This is a genomic window from Lachnobacterium bovis (assembly GCF_900111325.1).
Lineage (GTDB): Bacteria > Bacillota > Clostridia > Lachnospirales > Lachnospiraceae > Roseburia > Roseburia bovis_A.
In genome coordinates this window covers 200,118-218,471 of the sequence record NZ_FOGW01000004.1, presented here as the reverse complement: position 1 = coordinate 218,471, position 18,354 = coordinate 200,118, and the positions used below count along the sequence as shown (strand labels likewise).

Genomic DNA, 18,354 nt, shown 5'->3' with positions numbered 1-18,354 from the left:
TTGTATTTCGGCAGAAAGGAATACGGATTTATGAAGACGTTTCCAATGACAGATACAGGATTAAAAAGAAAAGAAAATGAAGACTATTATTTTGCATCTGATGTGGCGGTAGGCAAATTACCGAATTTATTTATCGTAGCAGATGGAATGGGTGGACATAACGCGGGCGAGTATGCATCAAAGTATACAGTTGAACGTGTTGTGGCATCAGTTTTAAGGAGTTCTCAGGATGAACCAGTTTCTATAATCAAGGAGGCCATAGAAAAAGCTAACGCATTACTTTTAGAAGAATCAAGAAGTAATGAGAGTAGAAGAGGGATGGGAACCACTTTAGTGTGCGCAACTATAATAGGACATAAAATGTATGTTGCAAACATTGGCGATAGTCGATTGTATATTATTAACAGACAAATTGTGCAGGTTACACGAGATCATTCTTTGGTTGAAGAGATGGTTCGTACTGGAAAAGTAGAAATATCTGATGCTAAACATCATCCAGATAAAAATGTAATTACTCGCGCAGTTGGTGTTGTTGAGAATATTGCAATAGATTTTTTTGAGGTAGAACTAGACGATAATGACACAGTTTTATTATGCTCTGATGGTTTGACCAATATGATTGATGATGAAGATATAAAAAATATTATTTGCTCTCATGAAAATGGAGACGAACAAATAACGACACTTATTGGATTTGCAAATCAAAATGGAGGCAAGGATAATATTACAGCTATAATAATAAAACCATTTTCTGATGAGGTGAAAAAATGTTAAATGAAGGCATGTATTTATCAGATCGATATGAAATACTTGAAAAAATAGGAGCAGGCGGAATGTCTGATGTATATAAGGCTAAAGACCATGTATTAGATCGTTTCGTTGCAGTTAAAGTTTTAAAAGCAGAATTTTCTGAAGATATGAATTTTGTTTCTAAGTTTCGTACAGAGGCACAGTCTGCAGCAAGCTTAGAACATCCTAATATTGTAAATATATATGATGTAGGTAGTGAAGAGGGCTTACATTATATTGTAATGGAATATATAGAAGGTATTACACTTAAGACATATATTGAGAAAAAGGGCTGTCTTACATACAAAGAGGCAGTTAGTATAGCTATTCAGATTGCAAAAGGTATAGAAGCAGCACATAATAAAAATATAACACATAGAGATATCAAACCTCAGAATATTATAATTTCTACAGAGGGTAAAGTTAAAGTGACAGATTTTGGTATTGCAAGGGCTGCGTCAACTAATACTGTAAGCGCAGATGTGATGGGATCAGTTCATTATGCATCACCAGAACAAGCACGTAATGGTTTTGTAGATGGAAGAAGTGATATTTATTCATTAGGAATAGTGATGTATGAAATGGTAACTGGACGTGTGCCATTTGATGGTGATACAACAGTTTCAGTTGCATTACAGCACTTGCAGGATGAGATGGTAAGTCCAAGTGAATATGCAAAAGATTTACCTATCAGCATTGAAAAAATAATTCAAAAATGTGCACAAAAAAATCCTGATAGAAGATATCAAAATATTGAAGAGTTAACACAAGATTTACGTAAATCATTGGTAACACCAAATGAAGATTTTGTTCAAATAGTTCCAATAGATGAAAATGCAAAAACGAAAGTTATTAGTTCAGATGAAGTTAAGCAGATTAACGAAGGAATTAAACAAGAACCAATTGCCAATGATAATACGATAGTACAAAAAGAACATATAGATGAAGATGAGTTATCGCCAGAAGAGGATGAAGAAGAAGGAAGCCTTAATCCTAAAATGGATAAAGCGATAACTATTATGGGTATAATTACAGCTGTAATTATAGTTATTGTTATTATCTATTTAGTTTTAAATATGCTTGGTTTTGTTAAATTCGGAGGTAATAATAGTACAACTGAAAAGAAACCTAAAGCACAGTCAGAAGCTACATCAGCTAAGCAGGAAGTTACAATGATAGACGTAACTGGAAGAAAATACGAAGATGCTGAAACTGAATTAAAGAAATTAGGATTAAATGTTGAAGTGTCTGAAAGAAGAGCTGATACTGAAATCGAAGAAGGATGTGTAATAGAATCAGATCCTAAAGCAGGCGAGAAAGTAAAAGCTGGATCTACAGTTAAATTAGTTGTTTGCGAAAAAGAAGAAGTAACAGTACCAAGTGTTATTGGTAAGTCTGAAAGTGATGCATCTAGAATCCTTATGGATGCAGGCTTAGTTGTTGAAAAAAAATATGAATATAGTGATAGTGTACCAGGTGGAAAAGTTATTAGACAAACTCCATCATCAGGTAAAAAAACTCAGAAGAATAATAAAGTTATAATTACTATCAGTCAGGGTGTAGAATCAGTAACAGTACCAAGTGTTGTTGGAATTAGCAAAGATCAAGCGGTAGAAGCATTAAGCGGTCTTGGACTTGATGTTTCAATAAGACAAGAGTATAGTAGTACAGTTTCATCTGGAAATGTTATTTCACAAAGCATACAAGGTGGAAGAAAGAGTCAAAAAGGTGCGGCTATTACAATTGTTGTTAGTATGGGCAAAAAAGAAACTGAACAAAAAACATATACATATTCGTATGATGTTGTATTACAAAAACCAGCAAATGTTTCAAGCGTTACAATTAATTTAAGAGATTATTCGACTGGAAATATTGTTGCAACAGCAAGTAGTAGCAGTTTTACACCAGAAAAAACACACCTTAATTTTTCTAAAAAAGGAATAACTTCTTCTACAGGAACAGGTAAACTAGAAGTAACATGGAAACATACTGATGGAACTACTTCTACAGAAGGTTCATCATCATATGTAACATTTACAAGAGAACAATAGGTGAATGATGCAAGGAAAAATAATAAAAGGAATAGCTGGCTTTTACTACGTTCACGTAGCAGAAGCCGGCTTATATGAATGCAAGGCAAAAGGTGCTTTTAGAAAAGCAAAAATCAAACCATTAGTTGGAGATAACGTTGAAATACAGGTTATTGATGAGGACAAGAAAAAAGGTAACATTGAAAAAATTTTGCCACGACGTAATCAACTAATTAGACCAGCTGTTTCAAATATAGATATGGCATTAGTTATTTTTGCAGCAGCAAAACCAGATCCAAATTTAAATTTATTAGACAGATTTTTAATTATGATGGAATTACAAAATGTTCCAGTTACAATTTGCTTTAATAAAAGTGATTTGGTAGATGAACAAACAAAAAATAATTTATCTCAAATATATGAGTCAGCAGGTTATAAAGTTTTATTTACGAGTGCAAAAAAAGAAGAAAATATAGAGCAAATAAGAGATGTATTAAGAGGTAAAACCTCAACAGTAGCAGGACCTTCAGGTGTTGGAAAATCTTCTACAATAAATCTGCTTCAGGACCATACAATTATGGAAACTGGGGCAATTTCAGAAAAAATTGAAAGAGGAAAAAATACCACAAGACATTCTCAAATCATTCCAATTGAGGAAGATACGTACATAATGGATACCCCTGGGTTTTCATCTATTTATATAACTGAATGTGAAAAAGAAGATTTGTGGAAAGGCTATCCAGAATTTGTAAAATATGAACCACACTGTAAATTCAATGGATGTAGTCATATTAGTGAACCTAATTGTGGAATCAAAGATGCCTTAGCAGAAGGTAAAATTTCACAAAGTCGTTATGATAATTATAAATTGTTGTACGAAGAATTAAAAAATGTAAGAAAATATTAATTAGGCGAGAAAAAGCTCCAAAGCCACCAAGGGCTTAAAAGCTAAAAAGCTTAAAGATGAAAATTAAGTTAAAAAATAGGAGATATTTTAATGAATTATTTAGCACCATCTATTTTATCAGCAGATTTTGCAAAATTAGGAGAACAAATAAAACTTATCGATACAGCAGGAGCACAATACGTTCATTTTGACGTTATGGATGGAAATTTTGTGCCAAACATTTCCTTTGGAGCTCCAATTCTAAAATCAATCAGAAAATATACTCAAAGAAAGATTGACGTACATTTGATGGTTGAAGAGCCAATTCGTTATGTAGAAGATTTTGCAAAAGCAGGAGCTGATATAATTACTGTACATGCTGAAGCGTGTAAGCATTTAGATAGAACAATAGAATGCATTAAAGAACAAGGAGTACTTGCTGGCGTAGCACTTAATCCAGCAACACCTTTATCATCAATTGAATGTATATTATCAAAAGTTGATATGGTTTTAATAATGAGTGTTAATCCAGGTTTTGGAGGCCAAAAACTTATTCCTTACACTATCGAAAAAGTTAGAAAATTAAAACAAATGATTGAAGAAAAAGGATATGATATTGACATCGAAGTTGATGGTGGAATTAATAAAGATAATGTGACAGAAATGTTACAAGCAGGCGCAAATGTCTTTGTAGCAGGAAGTGCAGTTTTTGGTGGTGACATTGAAAAAAATGTACATGCATTTTTAGAAAAGCTAAAATAATGATCTAGAAAGATAATAAAAAGTTAGTAATATAAAAAATAATTTTTTTAAGGAAATTTGGAAGGATAAAAAAATGAAATTTGCTATAGTAACAGGCGGTAAGATAAATGATAAATATGTGAGTGGAATTTTAAAAAATGAGAAGTTTGATCAGATTATTGCGGTTGATTCAGGTTTGGATTTTTTTAAAAGGACTAATATTAAACCAAATGTTATTATAGGAGATTTTGATTCTGTGGATAAAGATTCGAAAAAATATTTTGATTCTAAAGAAAACATCAAATGGATTACTTTAAATCCAGTAAAAGATGATACGGATACAGAACATGCAATTCATTATGCAATTGATAGTGGGGCAAGTTATATAAGCCTTTTTGGCGCTACAGGTGGTAGAATAGACCATTTATTAGCGAATATTTCACTTCTAGGAATAGGTCTTGAAAAAAACATCCCAATCATAATGCAAGACAGTAAAAATAAAGTTTTTATGCTTAAAGATGCAAAAAATTTTAAAATAAAAAATACAAAAGCTAATAATGAGGATAAAAAACATTTTATATCATTGATTCCATACACAGCTGAAGTAAAAAATGTAACCTTATCTGGATTTAAATATCCTTTGCATAATTATAATATGGGAGGATTTAATGCATTAGGAATAAGCAATGAAATTATAGGAGATTTCGGAATTATATCTTTTGACAAAGGAATATTAATTGTTGTAGAGGCAATTGATTAAAAAATCAGCATGCGTTTAGCAGTTGGTAATAGTATCGTCTGATTTTTCGTATAGAAAAAGTAGATGTTTTAGAGTTAAAACGTCGTTAAATGATTATTTAGAGTAATCATGAGCGGCGTTTTTTCGTGCATAAAAAAGAACTATGTAGGGCCGATAACAGTAAAAACTGCCACACTTGTATAATATGAACAAAAAAATAATATAGTTTTTAGTGAAAATTGACGTTGTAGATAAAATGCATAAGTATTAATATAGTATTAGGTTAAACGTTTAAGTAGCAAGCAAAAAAAAAGCTTAGCTACTTTAAATCTACAAAATCATTTAAACGTTTAAACTGAGAAAAAACATACTAGCTATTATAATTGACATGTTATAAAAAATATATAATTGTCAGCTTGGTATTAAAGAACAGTTGAGAGGTAAGAAGGAGGAAATGAGATATGCTTAGAAAAAAAATGACAATGTTTATGTTGGTTGCTGCTATGGGAGTAGGTACATTTGCTTTGACAGGATGTGGAACAGATACAAGCAATGCAAGTGAAGTTGAACAAAAAAAAGATGAAGTAAAGGTAGATTTATACAATGTTGATGGAAAAACTAAAATTGAAACATTAAAAGTTAAATCAGGTGAGAAAATTACACCTAAAGAACCAAAAAAAGATGGATATAAATTTGTGGCATGGTATTTAAATCCAGATCACACAAGAAAGGCTGATTTATCAAGACCTGTTAATGAAAACATGAAATTATATGCAGGACTAGCTAAACAGCAAGAAGATACTAGAACATTTTATATTGTTGGAGATGGAGCTAGTGATGTCTTGAAAGAATCAAATTGGGGAAAAACTACAGGTGATGCACAAAAACTAGAAAAAACAACAGTAAATGGTGACAATGTATATACTATTACAGTTGATTTAAAAGCCGGCGATAAATTCCAATTTGCTTTGAATGGCAATTGGGAAGATCAAAGAGGATTCGGTTATTTAGAAACATCTAAGAAGGATGGAAAAGAATGTTTCAAAAATTCAGGAGCATTAGGTGCTGCATCTACTAAAAAATCAAATATTGAGGTAGTAGAAGATGGAAAATATACATTTACTTTAACAACATATCCAGGTGCTGATTATTATGATACAAAGGATGAGCATTACAAAGAAGATAGTAAAGAGAATTTTAATTTAAATCCATACGATAAAATCACATTTGAACGTGTTGAAGGATAAAAGACACTAAGATGCCATAATAAACAACAATAAAGAAATAAAATAAAAACTAAAATAAAAAACTAACAACCAATTGCACTAGACTAGTACATTGTGCTGGTCTAGTGGATTACGAGCTATAACGGATTTTAAGCAATTATTTAAGACTTCTAATTTTGGGGTTGATAGTTTAGGAATATATAAAATATTATTTTGTTCTCTAAGAGATTTATATAGCACATAGTCAGATACTAATATATTTTTGTTTTTATATTTTTCTAAATCATTAATTGAGTCTACTATTTCTACAGAAGAAAAATGTTCTTGATAGAATAGTATATTATCAAGGTTTGATGAATTAAGAGTAACGAAAGTATAGTCATCATCGACAAATTTTTCAGATGCTTTAGCATGTAATGTATCAAGATTAGAGTTAATCTGGAAAAATAATGGATCGTTTATAATACAATCTAAAGCAAGTAATGGAATAAAGTTTTTATTTCCTAAATTGTAAAAAGATTCCTTACATGTGTTATAGCAGATAATAGCATCAGCTTTATCACATTTTTCACATGAAGAGTCATTAAGTAAGATAACATCATATTTTAATGAATTAAAATATTTAATAAATTCCTTCAAAGTAAACATATTTTCAGCATTCAATAGAATTGAATCTGTTGGAGGAATATATATAGCAATCGTACTATTACGTTTTGCGGCAAGCGCTTGAGCTGCTTGATTTGGAGAATAGTCAAGAAGGTTAATAATTTGTAAAACTTTTTGTCTTGTTTCAGGTGATATTTTTACATCTGTTCGATTATTGACAACATATGAAACAGTGGCAGTTGATACACCAGCTTCACGAGCAACATCTTTGATTGTGATTTTATTTTTTGACATAATTGCCTCCTATAAGTAGTTTAATCGTTTCAATTACTATTATTAAAAAATATTATTAAAATGTCAATATTGAATATTAATAATAATAAACACAAAAAACACAATACAAAAAAACACAACACAAAAAACACAACACAAATAACACAACACAAAAAAACTACAACACAAAAAAACACAACACAAATAATCAACACAGAATAACCAAACACAAAATAAAAAACAACAGAAAAAAGAAGGGAAAATAACAATGAACCAATTTGCAATATTACATATGTCTGATTCAAAGTACTGCTATGCGGTAAATAAAGATGAAATAGTTATACGTTTACGAACCTCAAAGGAAGATGAATTAGACGTTTTTCTTCTCTATGGACCAAAATACGAGTTCCAGAGTAAAAGATATAAGGCTAAAATGAAAGTTAAATACGAGGATAAATTGTATAGATATTATGAGAAAAGGATAAAATTATCTGATTTGAGACTAGCATATATTTTTGAAATTTATGAAAATGGCGAAAGATTTTATTTTTGCGAAGATGGAATCGTGGTAGATTATGATTTTGAAAATGCATTTTATAATTTTTACCAAATGCCATATATAAATGAAAATGACAGAATAAAAGTGGTAGAATGGATGCAGGGTGCTGTTTTTTATCAGATTTTTGTTGATAGATTTAACATGGGAAACCTAAAAAAAGATAAATCTTATATTGATATGAAATGGGGAGATAAACCAACTCCTAAAAATTTTGCAGGAGGTGATATAAGAGGTATAATTGATAAGTTAGATTATCTAGAGAATTTGGGAATAACGGCAATTTATTTAACACCGATATTTCTTTCAATTTCAAATCATAAGTATGACATTATTGATTATAAAAAAATTGATCCAATGTTTGGAGATATAGAAGATTTAAAAGAGCTTGTTCACAAAGCACATGAAAAAAATATTCATATAGTTTTAGATGCTGTATTTAATCACTGCAGTATGAATCTTTATCAGTTTCAAGATGTAATCGAAAAGGGGAAAAAATCAAAATATTATGATTGGTTTATAATTGATGGAGATTTTCCAGAACCGGAAAAAGGAAATTATGAATGTTTTGCTTCTTGTAACTATATGCCAAAATTAAACACAGCAAATTTGCAGGTGCAAGAGTTTTTGCTAGATATCGCAGTATATTGGATTAGAGAATGTGATATTGATGGTTGGAGATTAGATGTTTCTGATGAAGTGTCACACGATTTTTGGAGACAATTTAGAAAAGCTGTAAAAAAAGAAAAAGAAAATTGCGTAATAATTGGAGAAAATTGGCATGATGCATATGCATATTTAATGGGAGACCAGTATGATAGCATTATGAATTATGCATTTACTAAAGCATGTTTAGACTACTTAGCAAAAGATAAATTAGATGCTAAGGGAATGGCGAATAAATTGAATGAAATCTTAATGAGAAATAATAGTCTTATAAATTCAATGATGCTAAACTTAATTGATTCCCATGATACGTTTAGATTTTTTACAGAAGTAAAATGTAATAAGAAAAAACAATTATGCGCGTTAGCACTATCTGTATTTTTCCCAGGTGCAGTTTGTGTATATTATGGAACTGAAATATGCATGGAAGGAGGATATGATCCAGATTCAAGACGTTGTTTTGACTGGAATGAAGAAAATTGGGATAAAGAATTTTTAGAAAAATTTAAAGCATTATTAAAACTAAAAAAATTTGAGGAAATTAGGTTTGGAACAGTTAAAATATATGAAAAAAACTGTTTGCTCATCGTAGAAAGAATATATAAAAATAACAAAATTAGATTAGAAATTAATATGGAGAACAAGGTAATAAATGGAATTGAACCATTTAATTATAGAGTTTTAAGAAAGGGTGATTATAATGAAGAAAAAAGTAGTTGCTATAATGCTTCTTAGTTCAATGATGCTTTCATTAGTAGGTTGTTCTAAAGATAATGCGGAGGCAAATAACAAAAAAACAAGTGGGGCAGCAGTATTTGATGGAAAATTAGAAAAGAATGTGACAATACATGTCTTAGAAAATGATACTGCTATAGATAAAGGATACTTCAAAAAATTGATTGATGCTTTCAATAAGGAATATAAATCAAAAGGAATAAAAGCAGTAGATGCTAATATGGATCAATATTCTGATTTGACTAAAGATGGACCTTATGGATATGGCCCAGATGTCATTTATCAGGCAAACGATGTTATCATGAAATATGTAAAAGGTAAACATGTTTTACCTTTACCAGTTGAAGAAATAGAAGGCTATAAAGAAATTCCAAGTTCAGCTTGGAAAGCATATGAAACCAAAATGGATGGTAAGACTTACACATGTGGAATACCAGTAAATGTTCAAGCACCAATGTTGTATTATAGAAAAGATTTATTACCAGCCGATTGGAAAGAAAAATGGGATGATAATAAAAATAATGTACCAGATATGCTTGAAACATGGCAAAGCATGTATAAGTTTTCTATACAACGTCATAAAGAAGATGCATCTAAGTATGGTTATATGAAATCAATAAGTGATATGTATTTTTCAAGTGGTTTCTTATTCTCATATGGCGGATATGTGTTTGGAAAAAATAATACAGATCCTTCTGATATAGGTTTAAATGCTAAGGATTCTGCAAAAGGAGCAAGTGTTTTAAATCAATTAGCATCTGTTATGAGTGAAGATTGTATAGATGATACAATAACAACTAATGCGTATAGCAAATTAGCTGATGGAACATATTTTGCAACATTGTCTACACCAGATATGTATTCAACATTTTTATCAGAATTAGAAAAATCTTATACAGGAATTTCAAAAAATGAAGCTGAGAAAAAAGCAAAAGAAAATCTAGTTATGACAACATTGCCAACATTACCAAAATCAGGTGATTTGACAGATAATAGCAAAAATGAAATTCCAACAAAAACAATGGGTGGTGTCAATGCTTATGCAATTAGTTCATACACAAAAGCACCTAATGCAAGTTTGTTGTTTGTTAAATTTGCAACAAAATTTAAAATGCTAAAAACTAGAGCAGATATGTTAGGTATTGCACCTGCAAGAAAAGATGTAGCAAAATCGGTAGGTGGAACATCTGAAAAAATTTATGAGAATCTTGATAAGAACAATATAGTATTGATGCCATCAGTGACATCTGTTTCTCAAATATGGACACCAAGTCAGACATTTTTGATTGATATTGCCAAAGATCCTTATAGAAAAGATGCAGAAAAAAAATATAAGGATATAAACGATTATTCTAAAGGATTAGATGAAATGTGTAAGCAAATTGATGAGGCAATTAAAACACTCAAATAACAGGGGGATAAGATGGATAACATTGTTAAAAAGAATAGGAAACGTTTGAAATATAAAGACAGTGAAAGAACAAAGTGTATTAATAATGCACAACAAGATAGCATGGTTCATAAAAAAAGATTTACTGATTTTTGGAAAAATTCATCATTATCTGTAAAAGCCTCTTTTTTAATAATGGGATTAGCTCATTTAAGATACAAATGTTTTTATAAGGCAATTTGTTATTTCCTTATAGAAGTATCAATGATTTTATACATGTTAATTAGAGGAATAGATGATGTGATTGGCTTCTTTACATTAGGCACTGTAAAGGCAGATGCTTGGGCTAGAGTAAAGGGAGATGATTCAATTGTCATGTTACTAATGGGTATTTTTTCACTCATTGTAATCTCTCTTTTCATCTATTTTTACGTGCAATGTATACGAAGTTCGTATGAGATGCAACTAGATTTTGAAAAAGGAATCAAATGTAAAACATTTAAGGAAAATGTGGCAGAATATTTAGATAAGAAATTTTATAAATTAGCATTATCCTCTCCAATTGTTGGAGTATGTATATTTAATGTATTGCCTATTGTTTTTATGATTTTAATTGCATTTACTAATTATGGTGGAACTATAGTTCCGCCTGAATTAGTAGATTGGGTTGGACTAAAGAATTTTCAAAAACTAATAGTATTATCAAAATTTGGTCCAACATTCATGAAAATTTTAAGATGGAATCTTGTATGGGCAGTTATTTCAACAACACTTAATTATTTTGTTGGTATTGGCTTAGCGATGCTTTTGAATAAGAAATGTGTAAAAGGTAAAGCTATTTGGAGAGCATTTCCAGTACTTGCATATGCCATTCCAGGTTTTATAACATTACTTGCCTTTAAATTTATGTTTTCTTACGGCGGACCTATTAACCAAATTATTGTTGCGCATGGTGGTAAGGCTATTGGATTTTTAGATTTAGATGCTAGATCAACATCAAGAATTATAGGTTTGTTAGTTAACTGTTGGATTAGCGTTCCTTCGATTATGCTTTTGGCAACAGGACATTTATCTAATATCGATAAAACATTATATGAAGCTGCAAAAATAGATGGTGCAGGAAAATTTGCAAGCTTTAGAAAAATAACAATGCCATATATGTTATTTGCTACAATGCCAGTTTTATTGTCTCAATTCGTAGGAAATTTTAACAACTTTGGTATTTTTTACTTCCTAAGAGGAGGACTTTATAATAAGGGATATTTCTTAGCAAGTGATACAGATTTGTTGATTAATTGGTTATATAATCTATCAATAGATAACAATTATTATAGCATTGGAGCGGCTATTAGTTTGATAATCTTTATGATTACATCAGCAATTTCATTGTTTATTTATGTAAAATCGCCATCATATAGAGAGGAGGATACCTTCCAATAATGCTTAAAAGAGATAAATTAGATACAGTAATTACATATATGCTTTTGATTTTGGTTGCAATTATTTTCTTATTTCCATGTTTATATTTAATATTAGCTTCATTTTCAAAATCAGGTAGCATATATTCGTTTAAGGGATTTTTCCCAAAATCATACAGTTTACAGACATTTGTTAAATTATTTACAGATACAAGAATGTATAACTATCCAAGATGGTTTATGAATTCATTGTTTGTAGCAACAGGAAGTTGTATATTAGGCACATTTTTAACGATTTTAACAGCGTACACAATGTCTAGATTTGATTTTAAAGGAAGAAAAACCATTATGAAATCAACAATGGTGTTAGGAATGTTTCCATCTTTCATGGGAATGATAGCGGTTTATTTGTTGATGACACAGTTCGGTTTGATTAACCACCTTTGGGGCTTGATTTTAATTTATGCAGCAGGCGCACCTATGGGATATCTTACACAGAAAGGATTTTTTGATACTATTCCTAAGGCAATTGATGAAGCTGCAAAAATAGATGGAGCAACAAATTTTCAGATTTTTACAAAGATTAATCTTCCATTATCAAAACCAATAATAGTTTACACAGCACTTACTGCCTTTACATGGCCATGGAGTGATTTTATATTACCAAAGCTCTTGTTAAAAGAAAAAAATTTATATACAGTTGCAGTTGGTCTAATGAGTTTAGATGAAACACAATTTGCACGATTTGCAGCTGGAAGCGTTTTCATCGCATTACCAATAGTAATTTTGTATTTTTGTTTGGTAAAGAATATGGTTGAAGGTATTTCAGAAGGCGCAATTAAGGGCTAGAGTGAAGCGTAAGAGCGAGTATATTTAACAGAAGGGATGTGGAAAGAAAGGAAAGAGAAAGTTAACTAGGAATTTCATATATGGGATAAATTAGAAAATCATATGCGAGATAACATGAGAAAGTTATATAAAGTTAGAAAATGGTTACATTATATAGGAGAACGTAGAAATGAAAAAAAGAAGAATAATAATTGGTGGTCTATTATTAATGCTAACGATGAATGTTTATAATTCATCTTCATTTGAGGTTAAAGCGGCTAAAGAGATAAACACAAATACAACTAAAAAAATCGAAGATACATCTGTCGAGAATAAAGCTGATTTTTCAACAGATGTAATTTATCAAATAGTCACAGATAGATTTGTGGATGGAGATAAATCAAATAATCCAACAGGAGATATTTTTGATAAATCAAATAACAGAAAATATCATGGAGGTGACTGGGCTGGAATCACTCAAAAAATTGAAGATGGATATTTTACAAATATGGGAATAAGTGCCCTTTGGATTTCATCACCAGTAGAAAATATAATGACAATTGATCCAAGCAACCAGTCAGCTTCATATCATGGATATTGGGGCAAAGATTTTTTTAGAACAAATCAAGCATTTGGAACTTTTAATGATTTTAAAAAATTAGTTCAAACGGCTCACAGTAAAAACATTAAAATTGTAATCGATTTTGCACCAAATCATACATCAACTGCCGAATTGAAAGGAGTTACATTTCCAGAAGACGGAGCATTATACAGAGATGGCAAATTGGTTGGTAAATTTTCTAATGATAAAGAAGGCCTATTCAATCATGAAAGTTGGACAGATTATTCGAGCTTAGAAAATGGAATATATCATAGTATGTATGGATTGGCTGATTTAAATCATATGAATCAAAAAGTTGATACATATATGAAGGATGCTATTAATAAATGGCTTGATTTAGGAGTTGACGGAATCCGAGTAGATGCAGTAAAACATATGCAGCAGGGATGGCAAACAAATTGGCTAAGTTCGATATATGAAAAACATAATGTTTTTGTTTTTGGGGAATGGTTCAACGGAGGCACTCAAAATGATGCTGAAATGACTAATTTTGCAAATTCAAGTGGAATGAGTTTGTTGGATTTTAGATATGCAAATGCAATTCGAAATACAATTGGAAATAAATCATCAAGTATGAAACAGTTGTATCAGGTTATGGCTGATACGGAAGCTGATTATAGTGAAGTAAAAGATCAAGTAACATTCATTGATAATCATGATATGAGCAGATTTATGAGTTATAGTAAAAATAATGCAGAAGCTGTTAATCAGGCATATGTTGCGCTTTTAACTTCAAGGGGAGTCCCAACAATTTATTATGGTTCAGAACAATATATGAAAGGTGAATCTGACCCTGACAATAGAGCAGATATGAATTCTTTTAACAGAAATAGTAAAGCTTATCAGATAATTGGTAAACTTGCAAAATTAAGAAAGAAAAATTCTGCTTTAGCCTATGGAAATAGTAAAGAGAGATGGGTTAATGATGATGTAATTGTTTTTGAACGAAAATTTGGAAATAGTGTTGTGATGACTGCAATAAACAGAAATGAAAATCGTTCATATGACATAAATGGTTTATTTACAGACTTGCCAAAAGGGAAATACAATGATGAGTTAGGTGGAATTTTAAAAGGTAAACCAATTGAGGTCAATGAAAAAGGTGAAGTAAAAGGTCTCACATTAGGCGGTGGAGAATGTAGCGTATGGTCTTATGAGGATAATACTTCAAATAACGATGGTTTAGACAGTAAAGGCACAGACAACAGGGCTTCAAGCAAAAATAGTCTAAGCAGTAACGGCATAGACAATAAAGTTTCAAATAATGGGACAGTTAACATCGGCAATGTTGGACCATATGTAGGAATTCCAGGAAACAAAATAACAGTGGTTGGTAAAGGTTTTGGTAAAAACTCAGGTAATGTTTATGTTGGAAAGGAAAATGCAAAAATTGTAGATTGGTCTGATTCATGCATTAATATTCAAGTGCCTAATATTGAAGGTGGAGAATATGATGTGACAGTAAAAAAATCTACAGGGGAACTTGCAAAATATAAATCATTTAGAGTTCTTTCTTCAAAACAAGTAGCGACAAGATTTTTTGTAAACAATGCACAAACACAATATGGGTATTCTGTATATCTAGTTGGTAATGTGGAAGAATTAGGAAAATGGAATGTTAACAAAGCAGTTGGTCCATTTTTTAATAACACAGGCTCAATAGCAACTTATCCAACTTGGTTTTATGATATTAGTTTACCAGCCGGTAAAAAAATAGAGTACAAATACATAATGAAAGACTCTGCCGGAAATGTCATATGGGAAAGCGGAATGAATCATGAGTACACACCAGTAAAACAAGGAACAGGTGTTGTTGTAAATGATTGGCAAAGATAAAGAGTAAGAAAGACTAGTAAGCAAGTAAATTCGATAACAAGGCCTAGAAATACAGATTTGTATATTCTAGGTCTTGTTGCATTCTATCTAGAATTATAGACGACATCTCATTTTACCTGGAATTAAAGACTATACGTTAAAATGATAGAAATATAAGAGTCAATCCAGAAAGCTAAAAGATTCCCAATGATCAACTTATTTAGATTATCTTGAAAGAGAAAATAGGAGTGTGCTATACTGATATAAATTAATCAATATATCATCAATATATCGAAATAAAGATTAATATATTAAAACAAGGTATCGAATATATTGGAATAAAAATTAATATATTGAAATAAACATCGAATAGATCAAAAATGAATTTGGAGGATAAAATGGATTTTATATATGTAGCACTTGGTGGTGCAATTGGTGCATTAGGAAGATTTGCAATTAGTCAATTATCTATTAAGACACAGTTTCCAGTGTTGACGTTGATAACAAATCTTATTGGGGCACTTTTGATAGGATTTGTAGTTGGATTTATTGGTGAAAAAGATGATACATCTAAAAAAATATCACTTTTCTTGAAAACAGGAGTATGTGGTGGATTTACCACGTTTTCAACCTTTTCGCTCGAAACAGTTAATTTGTTAGAAAAGAAGGAGTATTTTCTAGGAGGATGCTATATAGTTTTTAGTGTTTTGGGATGTGTTGTAGGAGTATATGCTGGAAATAAAATAGCAATGTATTCCCGAAGATAAAATTTTTGTTACTATTAAAAATAGATTGTGTGCGACCAATTAGTGAAATAATGGATAATAAGTTTGGTTATGAAGTGCATAGTGTAATGACAAGTTGTATTCATAGGAGGAGACAAGATGCTAGACAACAAGGGATTTGATTTATGGGCAGATGGATATGATGAGGCTGTAGGACTTTCAGAAGAGGAAAACAGTTACCCATTTGCGGGATATAAGAATGTTTTAAGTGGTATTTTTCAAGAGATTATGACTAAGCCAAATGCTAAGGTCTTAGATATTGGATTTGGTACGGGCACTCTCACAACGAAGTTGTATGAGAATGGTTGTGATGTATACGGACAGGACTTTTCTCAGAGAATGATTGAACTTGCAAAAGAAAAAATGCCAAATGCCAAATTATTTCAAGGTGATTTTTCAAAGGGATTAGCTTTAGAATTAAGAGAGGGTAAGTATGATTTTATCATTGGAACTTATTCATTGCATCATCTTACAGATGAGAAAAAGATATCCTTTTTTAATGAGTTGTTAAATAAGTTAAATGAAGGTGGAAAGCTACTAATTGGTGATGTGGCTTTTAGTTCTAGAGCAGAGCTTGAAAAATGCAGAAAGGAAGCAGAAGATAAATGGGATGATGATGAAATTTATTTTGTGTTAGACGAACTAGTAAAATCATTTCCTAATGTAACATTTAAGCAAAAATCATATTGTTCAGGAATAATATCTATAAAAAAATAATATTTGGAAAAAATAATTATGTAACTTAAAGTTTACGTGTGAGGTATGAGCTATGAAAATTTTAATAATAAATGGGCAGAATCATCATGGGTCGACTTACCATATTGGAAAAGAGTTGGCGGACAAAATTGGTGGTGAAACAAAGGAGTTTTTTCTTCCAAAAGATTTTGGAGAATTTTGTTTAGGATGTACAAATTGTTTTATGAAAGGCGAAGAGTATTGCATACATTATGAAAAACTAAAGCCAATCGTTGATGCTCTTGATGATGCTGATGTTATAATTCTTACAAGTCCTGTATATGTTATGCATTCAACTGGCTCAATGAAAGCGTTTTTGGATCATCTGGGTTATCGCTGGATGGTACATAGACCGGAGCAAAAGATGTTTAAAAAGCAGGGTGTTTGCATAAGTACTGCAGCAGGAGCAGGAATGAAGTCTACCAATAAGGATATGTCAGACAGTCTTTTTAATTGGGGAATTTCAAAGATATACAAATATGGAATGGCCGTAGCAGCTACTGGTTGGGAGGATGTCTCTGAAAAGAAGTTGGCTAAGATTCATAAGAAAACGGATAAACTTGCAGCAGCCATAAAAAAGAATCATGGTAAAGTGAAGCCGGGAATTAAATTAAAAGGCTGGTTTATGTTATGCCGAATGATACAAAAAAATGGATTTAATCCTAAGGATATGGAATATTGGAGGCAAAAAGGTTGGACAGAGGGGAATCGTCCTTGGAAGTAGCTTGTGACGAGGAAACTTGAGGATGGACATATGAATTTAGAAAGAACTTGAGATGAATTGATTTTTTTGGGAAAAAATCAAATGTTGTTGTTATGGAGAAGGTGTTGTGGAATACATGTGGAGGGTTGCAGATATTGTTTGAATAATTTAATGATAGTTGGGTTATTGACACAAGAAAAAAGCCATAGAAAGGAGAAGACGATGGCAGATGTTTTAGAAATTAGTCAGAATGATGTCCAAGAGGAAAACGCTAAGATTGCAAAGGTAGGAAATTTTATTAATGATAAAAAAATAAAATTAAAAGACAAAGTTTCAAACATTGAAATAGCAAAAGAAATGAGTGAATTAGTGGATGTAGCTCAAAAGGTACAAAAAACCTTGAAAAATTCAATCGTCAATGAAGCAGAAAATATAAAATCATTAGGATTAGAGTATAAAGATATAGATTTTGTACAAGCAAAGGAGATGGAAAACTAAATTGGATGCAGCAATAGATAATCTTTATGAAGAAAAGATTGAATTAGAAAGGCAAGAGGAAGAAATCTATTATCAAATAGAACAAATAAAAAAAATCGGTGATGAGCAGTACGAAAATTGGAGCGATATTTCAAAATCAATAAGTAATGAAATTGATGAACTAGAATTCGATGATACACAAATGCTGTACATTTTAGAAGATAGAGAGGAGAATGCATTTAAGACAAGAAGAGATATCGAGTATTCGCTAGAAAATGCAATTGAAGCTTTACGGCATAAAGTAAGAAGAGTACAAGAAGATATAAATGAGAAT

The 18,354-nt window shown here is 30.9% G+C and carries 17 protein-coding genes; 16 read left to right on the top strand and 1 reads right to left on the bottom strand.

Translation table 11 applies throughout. The features are described 5' to 3' along the window. The first annotated feature begins 30 nt into the window (after nucleotides 1-30). The 6 genes from BMY79_RS00970 to BMY79_RS00945 all read left to right on the top strand — a co-directional run bounded on the left by BMY79_RS00970 (nucleotide 31) and on the right by BMY79_RS00945 (nucleotide 6,432). On the top strand, nucleotides 31-774 hold the full coding sequence (locus tag BMY79_RS00970) for a Stp1/IreP family PP2C-type Ser/Thr phosphatase (protein ID WP_022749671.1): 744 nt from the start codon (nucleotides 31-33) through the stop codon (nucleotides 772-774). After that, nucleotides 768-2,840: a Stk1 family PASTA domain-containing Ser/Thr kinase gene (gene pknB, locus BMY79_RS00965; protein ID WP_022749670.1), complete on the top strand. Its 2,073-nt coding sequence runs from the start codon at nucleotides 768-770 to the stop codon at nucleotides 2,838-2,840. Before BMY79_RS00970 ends, pknB begins: the two co-directional genes overlap by 7 nt. Before the next feature lie 7 nt (nucleotides 2,841-2,847). After that, the gene (gene rsgA / locus BMY79_RS00960) at nucleotides 2,848-3,726 is read left to right on the top strand and encodes a ribosome small subunit-dependent GTPase A (protein ID WP_027430034.1); all 879 of its coding nucleotides are present in this window, start codon (nucleotides 2,848-2,850) and stop codon (nucleotides 3,724-3,726) included. A 90-nt stretch (nucleotides 3,727-3,816) separates the two neighbouring features. Further along, nucleotides 3,817-4,467, top strand: coding sequence for a ribulose-phosphate 3-epimerase (gene rpe, locus BMY79_RS00955; protein WP_022749667.1), 651 nt, complete (start codon nucleotides 3,817-3,819; stop codon nucleotides 4,465-4,467). 73 nt (nucleotides 4,468-4,540) lie between these two features. After that, on the top strand, nucleotides 4,541-5,206 hold the full coding sequence (locus BMY79_RS00950; protein ID WP_027422397.1) for a thiamine diphosphokinase: 666 nt from the start codon (nucleotides 4,541-4,543) through the stop codon (nucleotides 5,204-5,206). Nucleotides 5,207-5,646: 440 nt separating this feature from the next. Next, nucleotides 5,647-6,432 carry an InlB B-repeat-containing protein gene (locus BMY79_RS00945; protein ID WP_022750292.1) on the top strand — a complete coding sequence of 262 codons (786 nt, stop codon included), beginning with the start codon at nucleotides 5,647-5,649 and terminating at the stop codon, nucleotides 6,430-6,432. 78 nt (nucleotides 6,433-6,510) lie between these two features. Here the strand turns inward: BMY79_RS00945 and BMY79_RS00940 are convergent, their stop codons facing one another. After that, a complete protein-coding gene (locus BMY79_RS00940) occupies nucleotides 6,511-7,311 on the bottom strand; it encodes a LacI family DNA-binding transcriptional regulator (protein ID WP_022750293.1) in 801 nt (266 codons plus the stop codon). A 247-nt stretch (nucleotides 7,312-7,558) separates the two neighbouring features. Here BMY79_RS00940 and BMY79_RS00935 point away from each other — a divergent pair, with 247 nt between their 5' ends. The 10 genes from BMY79_RS00935 to BMY79_RS00890 form a co-directional block, all read left to right on the top strand. After that, nucleotides 7,559-9,247, top strand: coding sequence for a glycoside hydrolase family 13 protein (locus tag BMY79_RS00935; protein WP_074730304.1), 1,689 nt, complete (start codon nucleotides 7,559-7,561; stop codon nucleotides 9,245-9,247). Next, the gene (locus tag BMY79_RS00930; protein WP_022750296.1) at nucleotides 9,213-10,658 is read left to right on the top strand and encodes a sugar ABC transporter substrate-binding protein; all 1,446 of its coding nucleotides are present in this window, start codon (nucleotides 9,213-9,215) and stop codon (nucleotides 10,656-10,658) included. The genes BMY79_RS00935 and BMY79_RS00930 overlap by 35 nt, the downstream gene beginning before the upstream one ends. 12 nt (nucleotides 10,659-10,670) lie before the next feature. Then, nucleotides 10,671-12,077, top strand: a complete 1,407-nt coding sequence (locus tag BMY79_RS00925) for a carbohydrate ABC transporter permease (protein WP_242838550.1) — start codon at nucleotides 10,671-10,673, stop codon at nucleotides 12,075-12,077. Further along, complete coding sequence (locus tag BMY79_RS00920; RefSeq protein WP_022750299.1) at nucleotides 12,077-12,904, top strand: sugar ABC transporter permease; 828 nt, start codon at nucleotides 12,077-12,079, stop codon at nucleotides 12,902-12,904. The genes BMY79_RS00925 and BMY79_RS00920 overlap by 1 nt, the downstream gene beginning before the upstream one ends. Before the next feature lie 169 nt (nucleotides 12,905-13,073). Further along, nucleotides 13,074-15,341, top strand: a complete 2,268-nt coding sequence (locus BMY79_RS00915; protein WP_207645447.1) for an alpha-amylase family glycosyl hydrolase — start codon at nucleotides 13,074-13,076, stop codon at nucleotides 15,339-15,341. Nucleotides 15,342-15,718: 377 nt separating this feature from the next. After that, nucleotides 15,719-16,087: a fluoride efflux transporter CrcB gene (gene crcB / locus BMY79_RS00910; protein ID WP_074730303.1), complete on the top strand. Its 369-nt coding sequence runs from the start codon at nucleotides 15,719-15,721 to the stop codon at nucleotides 16,085-16,087. A gap of 117 nt (nucleotides 16,088-16,204) precedes the next feature. Further along, a complete protein-coding gene (locus BMY79_RS00905) occupies nucleotides 16,205-16,822 on the top strand; it encodes a class I SAM-dependent methyltransferase (protein ID WP_027422401.1) in 618 nt (205 codons plus the stop codon). A 52-nt stretch (nucleotides 16,823-16,874) separates the two neighbouring features. Continuing rightward, nucleotides 16,875-17,564 (top strand): flavodoxin family protein, encoded by a 690-nt coding sequence (locus tag BMY79_RS00900; RefSeq protein WP_022750430.1) that lies wholly within the window; start codon nucleotides 16,875-16,877, stop codon nucleotides 17,562-17,564. A 201-nt stretch (nucleotides 17,565-17,765) separates the two neighbouring features. Further along, complete coding sequence (locus BMY79_RS00895) at nucleotides 17,766-18,041, top strand: hypothetical protein (protein ID WP_029066916.1); 276 nt, start codon at nucleotides 17,766-17,768, stop codon at nucleotides 18,039-18,041. A gap of 1 nt (nucleotide 18,042) precedes the next feature. Then, a partial coding sequence (locus BMY79_RS00890) for a hypothetical protein (RefSeq protein WP_207645446.1) occupies nucleotides 18,043-18,354 on the top strand: 312 nt, incomplete at its 3' end.

Coding starts and splice junctions, on each gene's coding strand:
- BMY79_RS00970 (WP_022749671.1), top strand. CDS start 31: ATGAAGACGTTTCCAATGACAGATACAGGATTAAAAAGAAAAGAAAAT.
- pknB (WP_022749670.1), top strand. CDS start 768: ATGTTAAATGAAGGCATGTATTTATCAGATCGATATGAAATACTTGAA.
- rsgA (WP_027430034.1), top strand. CDS start 2,848: ATGCAAGGAAAAATAATAAAAGGAATAGCTGGCTTTTACTACGTTCAC.
- rpe (WP_022749667.1), top strand. CDS start 3,817: ATGAATTATTTAGCACCATCTATTTTATCAGCAGATTTTGCAAAATTA.
- BMY79_RS00950 (WP_027422397.1), top strand. CDS start 4,541: ATGAAATTTGCTATAGTAACAGGCGGTAAGATAAATGATAAATATGTG.
- BMY79_RS00945 (WP_022750292.1), top strand. CDS start 5,647: ATGCTTAGAAAAAAAATGACAATGTTTATGTTGGTTGCTGCTATGGGA.
- BMY79_RS00940 (WP_022750293.1), bottom strand. CDS start 7,311: ATGTCAAAAAATAAAATCACAATCAAAGATGTTGCTCGTGAAGCTGGT.
- BMY79_RS00935 (WP_074730304.1), top strand. CDS start 7,559: ATGAACCAATTTGCAATATTACATATGTCTGATTCAAAGTACTGCTAT.
- BMY79_RS00930 (WP_022750296.1), top strand. CDS start 9,213: ATGAAGAAAAAAGTAGTTGCTATAATGCTTCTTAGTTCAATGATGCTT.
- BMY79_RS00925 (WP_242838550.1), top strand. CDS start 10,671: ATGGATAACATTGTTAAAAAGAATAGGAAACGTTTGAAATATAAAGAC.
- BMY79_RS00920 (WP_022750299.1), top strand. CDS start 12,077: ATGCTTAAAAGAGATAAATTAGATACAGTAATTACATATATGCTTTTG.
- BMY79_RS00915 (WP_207645447.1), top strand. CDS start 13,074: ATGAAAAAAAGAAGAATAATAATTGGTGGTCTATTATTAATGCTAACG.
- crcB (WP_074730303.1), top strand. CDS start 15,719: ATGGATTTTATATATGTAGCACTTGGTGGTGCAATTGGTGCATTAGGA.
- BMY79_RS00905 (WP_027422401.1), top strand. CDS start 16,205: ATGCTAGACAACAAGGGATTTGATTTATGGGCAGATGGATATGATGAG.
- BMY79_RS00900 (WP_022750430.1), top strand. CDS start 16,875: ATGAAAATTTTAATAATAAATGGGCAGAATCATCATGGGTCGACTTAC.
- BMY79_RS00895 (WP_029066916.1), top strand. CDS start 17,766: ATGGCAGATGTTTTAGAAATTAGTCAGAATGATGTCCAAGAGGAAAAC.